This is a genomic window from Hydrogenophaga sp. FW305-3-2-15-A-LB1, from assembly GCF_058787875.1.
This window is the reverse complement of sequence record NZ_JBYTAE010000147.1, coordinates 1-6,927: the sequence shown is the minus strand read 5'-3', so window position 1 is coordinate 6,927 and position 6,927 is coordinate 1. Positions and strand designations below refer to the sequence as shown.

At 69.3% G+C, this 6,927-nt stretch carries 5 protein-coding genes; 4 read left to right on the top strand and 1 reads right to left on the bottom strand.

The features are described 5' to 3' along the window. From AC3WPZ_RS27295 to AC3WPZ_RS27280, 4 genes are all read left to right on the top strand, one after another. A partial coding sequence (locus AC3WPZ_RS27295) for a thiamine pyrophosphate-dependent enzyme (protein WP_492442482.1) occupies nucleotides 1-434 on the top strand: 434 nt, incomplete at its 5' end. 49 nt (nucleotides 435-483) lie between these two features. Next, on the top strand, nucleotides 484-1,941 hold the full coding sequence (locus AC3WPZ_RS27290; RefSeq protein ID WP_492442480.1) for an aldehyde dehydrogenase family protein: 1,458 nt from the start codon (nucleotides 484-486) through the stop codon (nucleotides 1,939-1,941). Between the two features lie 67 nt (nucleotides 1,942-2,008). Further along, nucleotides 2,009-3,046 (top strand): porin, encoded by a 1,038-nt coding sequence (locus tag AC3WPZ_RS27285; RefSeq protein ID WP_382323578.1) that lies wholly within the window; start codon nucleotides 2,009-2,011, stop codon nucleotides 3,044-3,046. Between the two features lie 121 nt (nucleotides 3,047-3,167). Then, on the top strand, nucleotides 3,168-4,655 hold the full coding sequence (locus AC3WPZ_RS27280; RefSeq protein ID WP_492442478.1) for a hypothetical protein: 1,488 nt from the start codon (nucleotides 3,168-3,170) through the stop codon (nucleotides 4,653-4,655). Here the strand turns inward: AC3WPZ_RS27280 and xdhB are convergent. Then, nucleotides 4,652-6,927, bottom strand: a 2,276-nt coding sequence (gene xdhB / locus AC3WPZ_RS27275; RefSeq protein ID WP_492442476.1) for a xanthine dehydrogenase molybdopterin binding subunit, incomplete at its 5' end; no start/stop codon positions are given. The genes AC3WPZ_RS27280 and xdhB overlap by 4 nt on opposite strands.

The following is a 6,927-nucleotide window of genomic DNA, read 5'->3' as shown; positions in this document are numbered from 1 at the left end:
CCTCGGGGGGGTTGGGCTGGGGCCTGCCCGCCGCGCTGGGTGCGCAGCAGGCGGCCCCGGGGCGCACCGTGATCTGCGTGGTGGGCGACGGCGCCTACCTGTTCGCCAACCCCGCGGCCTGCCACCACGCGGCCGCGATGCACGGCCTGCCCGTGCTCACGGTGGTGTTCAACAACGAAGGCTGGGAAGGCGTGCAGAAGGCCGCCACCGGCATGTACCCCCAGGGCCACGCCGCGCGGCAGGCCCGGGAGCGCCGGCCGGAGCCGCTGTCCTCGCTGCGGCCCGTGCCCGATTTCGAGCGCTACGCCGAGGCCTCCGGCGGTCACGGCGAGCGCGTGACACGGCGTGAAGACCTCATGCCCGCGCTCCAGCGCGCCCTGCACGCGGTGCAGGTCGAGGGCCGGCAGGCCCTGCTCAACGTCATCGGCGAATAACGCCCGCCGACCCCACGACCCCGGGGCGCGAGCCCCCGAAAGGAATTCCATGGAGCACCATCCGATGCGTGCGGAGGCCTTGCGCGCCCTGCGTTTGGACGACACCCCCCCGATGCTGTCGATCGACGGTCAGGCGCGCGAGGGCGAAAGCCGGTTCGAGGTCATCGACCCGGCCACCGCCCAGCCTTTCGCGACGGCCCCCGAGGCCTCGCTGGCCCAGCTCGACGAGGCCGTGGCCGCCGCGCGGCGCGCGCAGCCCGCCTGGGCCGCGCGGCCCTGGGCCGAGCGGCGCCAGAAGCTGCTGGCGCTGGCGGACCTGCTGCTGCAGGACCTGGAGCCGCTGGCCTGGCTGATCACGCTGGAGCAGGGCAAACCGCTGCCGCGCGCCCGCGACGAGGTGGCCCGCGCGGCGGCGCAGCTGCAGCGCCTGGTGGCGCTGGACGTGCCGGTGGAAACCCTGCGCGAGGACGCCCAGGGCCGCGTCGAGCTGCACCACCGCCCGCTCGGCGTGGTGGGCGCGATCACGCCCTGGAACATGCCGCTGGTGCTGTGCGTGCCGAAGATCGTGCACGCCTTGCTCACGGGCAACACCATCGTGGTCAAGCCCTCGCCCTACACGCCGCTGAGCGCCTTGCGCTTCGCGCAGCGCGCGCAGGCCTTGCTGCCCGCCGGCACGCTCAACATGGTCTCCGGCGGCAACGACCTGGGCCGCGCGCTCGCGGAGCACCCGGACATCCAGAAGATCAGCTTCACCGGCTCGGCGGCCACCGGCAGGAAGGTCATGGCCAGCAGCGCCGGCACGCTCAAGCGCCTGACGCTTGAACTCGGCGGCAACGACGCCGCCATCGTGCTGCCCGATGCCGACCCCGAGGCCATCGCGCAGCCGCTGTTCAACGCCGCCTTCGCCAACAGCGGCCAGATCTGCATGGCGATCAAGCGCCTGTACGTGCACGAGCGCCTGCATGGCGCGGTGTGCGAGGCCCTGGCCCAGCGGGCGAAAGCGGTGGCGGTGGGCGGCGGCTTCGAGCCGGGCGTGGTGCTCGGCCCGGTGCAGAACGCGGCGCAGCACCGCATCGTGCTCGGCATCCTCGACGACGCGCGCGAGCGCGGCGCGCGCTTCCATGCGGGTGGCCAGGCGCTGGACCGGGAAGGCTATTTCATCGCGCCCACCGTGGTCAGCGGCCTCGCGGACGACAGCCGCCTGGTGGCCGAGGAGCCCTTCGGCCCGGTGCTGCCGGTGCTGAGCTTCACCGACGTGGACGAGGCGGTGCAACGCGCCAACGCCAGCCCCTACGGGCTCACCGGCTCGGTCTGGGGCCGCGATGTGCCTGCCGCGGCCCGCGTCGCGGCGCGGCTCGAGGTCGGCACCGCCAGCGTCAACCAGCACCTCTGGCTCGATGCCCAGATCCCCTTCGGGGGTGCCAAGCAATCGGGCCTGGGCAGCGAGTACGCCGCCCAGGGCCTCAAGCACTACATGCAGGCGCATGTGGTGAACGCACCGGCGTGAGGCCGCCGCCGCGCTGAGCGGGCACACCTCGATCCACCCACCCACAACATCCTTGGAGACACACCCCATGAGGTTCCACGCACTCGGCGCCATTCCCTTCGCGCTGCTGCCTTTGATCGCGTCGGCGCAGACGTCCAGCGTCGAGCTGTACGGCCGCATCGACCTGGGCGTCAACGCCATCAAATACCAGGGCGAGTCCGGCACCCGCAAGACCCTGAGCAGCGACACCTCGCTGTTCGGCCTGCGCGGCACCGAACAGCTCGGCGGCGGCCTGTCGGCCTACTTCAAGCTCGAGAGCGGCTTCCAGGCCGACACCGGCATGCAGTCCAGCACCACCGCGTTCTTCAACCGCGAGTCCTACGTCGGCCTGCGCGACGCCAAGCTCGGTGCGATCGAACTCGGCGCGCACTGGAGCCCCTTCATCTTCCTCACCGGCAAGACCGATCCCTTTGCCCGCGCGCAGACCGGCGCCCAGCTGTCGATGCTGCAGGGTTCGGCGGTGCGCGGCTACACGCCCATGCTGCCCAACTCGGTGCAGTACCTTTCGCCCACGCTGTTCGGCGGCCTGAACATGCGGCTGCTGGTCCAGATGCGCGAAGACACGCCGAACAAGAACCTCGCGGCCAGCGCCGAGTACACGGCCGACCGCCTGTACGTCGGCCTGGCGACCGACCGCATCGAGGTGGCCCGGGCCACCATCGGCGCGCCGGGCGCGGGTTATGTGTTCAGCCAGACCACCGGCCTGGGCGCCACCTACCGCTTCGACGGTTTCAAGCTGTTCGGTTACCTGCAGCACAACAAGGTCGACAGCCTGGCCTCGGCCAAGGGGTACCTGCTGGGCCTGACGGTGCCGGTGGGCGCGGGCGAGTTCCGCGCCTCCTGGATCCAGAACCAGCGCGCCACCGGCGACGCCTCCCTGTTCGCCGTGGGCTATGCGCACAACCTCTCCAAGCGCACCATGCTCTACACCTCGGCCGCCTTGCTGAACAACAGCGGCGCCTCGCGCATCGCGATGTTCCCGTCCAGTCAGGACATGGGCACCCGCGTGCCCGCGCTCGGCCAGGACCTGCGCGGCATCCAGGTGGGCATGCGCCACACGTTCTGATGAAAGAGGCCGGGGCGAGAACGCCCCGGTCGCCGGCCATGGCCGAACCGTCGTTGGGACGCTGCCACTAAAGGACCTCGTTGGTGCCCGCGCGCACCTCGATGCGACCCCAACCTCAAGCATGACGAGCCCTTCTTTTCAGCGCGTTCAACCCATCCGTCCCGATTTGACGGCCGTCAATCTGGCACAACGGTTTGACCGCATGTGCGAACAGCACTGGCTGCCCGAAGACTGGCCCAGGTTGAAGAGAGAGGCCGGGCTTCTCCTCCTCGGAGAGCAACCCGACCTTGAACTGCTGCAGCAACTCCAGCGCCACTATCAGAAGGAGCCTCTTTCTTTCCGCGGGTACTTCAGAAGCGGCGAGGAGTTGATTCGCCACCTGAACCGCGCGCTGGACGGGCTGGAGAACCTGCACGGCCCGCATGACCCTGGCCGCCTGGGCAGTCGGGTGGATGAGGTGCTGGCCATGCTCGGGGAGGGGCCTCAACACGGCCCCATTTTTCGCGATGCGGTGGCGATCGCCTTTGCGAACTTCCTGGGCTACATCGCGGGCACCGCTGTTCAAACCGCCATGGAGCACGCGTTTTGCGATGGCGGTGGCGACCTGACCTACGAAAAACGCGTGGCCGCCGAGCTGGTCAATCGAACGGTGCAGCATGGGGTGCGGTTCGCGTTGCGCGACGTGGCCATTCCGGTGGCCAAGCAGCGCCTGGGGCTGAGAACCCTGAAGGCCCCTGGCCGCGTCCATCTGTGGATTCTCATGGTGACCCTGGTGGTGTGCTCGTTCGATCAGATGGGGCTGCTTCTGTCGAGCCAGCTTCCCCCCGTTCGCCGCAGCGGGCAACGGCAACTGCCCGACGTCTGGGGCAACAGCCTGCAAACCGGGCTGTTCGCGGTCACCGACCTGCTGGCCTCGCTCACGATTGGCTACCTCACCCAGGTCGCGTTCAAAAGCTGGCACCAGCACGATCCCCAACCCTTTGTCGGCCTGCACACCAAGGGCATCACGCACGGCGTTCAGGCCGTTGGCGAAGGCCTGCTGCTGGCGGCCTGGAAGCACCACATGCACCAAGGCTTGTCTCCCAACAACCTGTGCCAGCGCGGTTCGGATTCTGTGGGCTTCCATGATTTTGTCGCCCTGTTCGATGGCATCGAAATCGGCATCTTCTGGCTGATGACCTTCATTCTTGGGTGTATGGACCGGCAGGAGGAGGCACCCCTCACCGGGTTCATCGAGCATTCCGTGAGCAACCTATCCCTGCCGCAACGGTTGCAAAGGCACCATGGGAACGGGTCACCGGTTCCCATCGAGAGGGAGGGCAGTTCCTCTGGCATCAGCTCTGTGCCTCGCCTGCCCGTGGAGCCCGTTGAACTCCATCGGGGCGGGGCGCAACAGCCAGAGCACAACGCGGCCGACAATGGCGCTGAAACTCAGGCAGTGGGCAACGACAACCAGCACGAAGCCCTCGATGATTTCGATGTGGGTGCGGAGGAGCACGGCGGGATCGGAAACGACGGAGGTGGCGTCATGGTCAACCGCATCACGCCGCCCAATCTTCAACCGCTGAACACCTTCAAGGTGGGGCAGCGGCAACGGCCCTTTGTCTAAGCGCCCACCGCCTTCAATACCTCTTCCGCCGTGCCCGGTGCGTTCATTGCCCCGGGCCGGCCGCCGGCCTGGGCGACCGCGTCGCGCAGCGCCTCGAACACACTGATCGCCAGCATGAAGGGCGGCTCGCCCACGGCCTTGCTGCCGTGCACGTTGTCCTCGCGGTTGGCCTCGGGCCAGAGTTCAACCTTGAAGTGCGCGGGGATGTCGCCGGTGGCCGGGATCTTGTAGGTGCTGGGCGCGTGGGTCTGCAGGTAGCCCTTGTCGTTCCAGACCAATTGCTCGGTGGTGAGCCAGCCCATGCCCTGCACGAAGCCGCCTTCGATCTGGCCGATGTCGATCGCCGGGTTGATGCTGTGGCCCACGTCGTGCAGGATGTCCACCTTGAGCACGCGGCTCTCGCCGGTGAGCGTGTCGATCGCCACTTCGGTGACCGCCGCGCCGTAGGCGAAGTAGTAGAAGGGCCGGCCGGTGAGGGTGGTCTTGTCGTAGTGGATCTTGGGCGTGCGGTAGAAGCCGTCGCTCCAGAGCTGGATGCGGTTGGCGTAGGCCGCGTGCACCACCTCCTCGAAGCTGCGCGTGGTCTTGGGCGTGATCACCTGGCCGCCTTCGAAGCGCACCGCGCCCGCGCCGCAGCCGTCCAGCCCGGCGACGAAGGCCGCGAGGTTGTCGCGCACGTGGCGCGCGGCGAACTGCGCGGCGCGGCCGTTGAGGTCGGTGCCGCTGGAGGCGGCGGTGGCGCTGGCGTTGGGCACCTTGCTGGTGTCGGAGGCGGTGGAGAGCACGCGCTCGAAGGGCACGCCCAGCTCGTCGGCCACGATGGCGGCGACCTTGGTGTTGAGGCCCTGGCCCATCTCGGTGCCGCCGTGGTTCACCTGCACGCTGCCGTCGGTGTACACGTGCACCAGCGCGCCGGCCTGGTTGAACAGCGTGGCGGTGAAGCTGATGCCGAACTTCACCGGCGTGAGCGAGATGCCTTTCTTGATGACCGGGCTGTCCGCGTTCCAGGCCGCGATCTGGCCGCGCCGCTCGCGGTAGCGGCTGGTCTGCGCCAGCGTGGTCATGAGCGGTTCGAGGATGTTGTCCTCCACCGCCATCTGGTAGTGCGTGACGTTGCGGCTCTCGATGCCGTAGAGGTTGCGCAGGCGCACGTCCAGCGGGTCCCTGCCGAGCGCCTGCGCGATGTCGCTGAGGATGCGCTCGATCACGATCACGCCCTGCGGGCCGCCGAAGCCGCGGAAGGCGGTGTGGCTCTGGGTGTTGGTCTTGCAGCGGTAGCTGGAGATCGTCACGTCTTCCAGGAAGTAGGCGTTGTCGGCGTGGAAGATCGCGCGGTCGGCCACGGGGCCGGAGAGGTCGGCGCTGAAGCCGCAGTTGGCCAGCATCTCCAGGTCGAGCCCGCTGAGCAGACCGGTGTCGTCGAAGCCCACGCGGTAGTGGTAGGCGAAGGGGTGGCGCTTGCCGGTGACCATGAAGTCGTCGTCGCGGTCCAGCCGCAGCTTGACCGGGCGCTGCAGCTTGCGCGAGGCCACGGCGGCCCACACCGCGAGGTGGCCGGCCTGCGTTTCCTTGCCGCCGAAGCCGCCACCCATGCGCCGGCATTCCACCGTCACCGCGTGGTTGTCGATGCCCAGCGCGTGCGACACCCAGTGCTGCACCTCGCCCGGGTGCTGGGTGCTGGAGTAGACCCACCACTGGTTCTGTTCCAGCGGCAGCACGTAGGCGATCTGGCCTTCCAGGTAGAAGTGTTCCTGGCCGCCGACCTCGAACGTGCCTTCGAGCTGGTGGGGGGCGCGCGCGAGGGCGGCGGCCGCGTCGCCGCGCTTCACGTGCACCGGGGGCAGCACGTAGCTGGCCTGGGCATGGGCCTGGTGCACCGAGAGCACGGCGGGCAGGGGCTCGATGTCGAGCTTGACCAGGCGCGCGGCGCGGCGCGCGGTCATCACGTCGTCGGCCACGACCACGGCCACCACCTGGCCGGTGAACTGCACCGTCTCGCTGGCGAACACGGGCTCGTCGTGGGCGAAGGCGGCCAGCGTGGGGTCGCCGGGGATGTCGCTGGCGCCGAAGACGCCGCGCACGCCGGGCACGGCCAGGGCGGCCGAGGCGTCCACGCCGCGCAGCCGGCCGTGGGGAACGGGGGAGCAGACCGGGGCGGCGTGCAGCGTGCCGCGCACCTCGGGGATGTCGTCGATGTAGGTGGCGCCGCCGGCCACCTGGGCGCGCGCGCTTTCATGGAAGCGCGAGACACCGGCGGCGCGCGGGCTCGCGG

Excerpts from the sequence above, each read along its gene's own strand:
- AC3WPZ_RS27280 (WP_492442478.1), top strand. The coding sequence starts at position 3,168 with ATGACGAGCCCTTCTTTTCAGCGCGTTCAACCCATCCGTCCCGATTTG.
- AC3WPZ_RS27290 (WP_492442480.1), top strand. The coding sequence starts at position 484 with ATGGAGCACCATCCGATGCGTGCGGAGGCCTTGCGCGCCCTGCGTTTG.
- AC3WPZ_RS27285 (WP_382323578.1), top strand. The coding sequence starts at position 2,009 with ATGAGGTTCCACGCACTCGGCGCCATTCCCTTCGCGCTGCTGCCTTTG.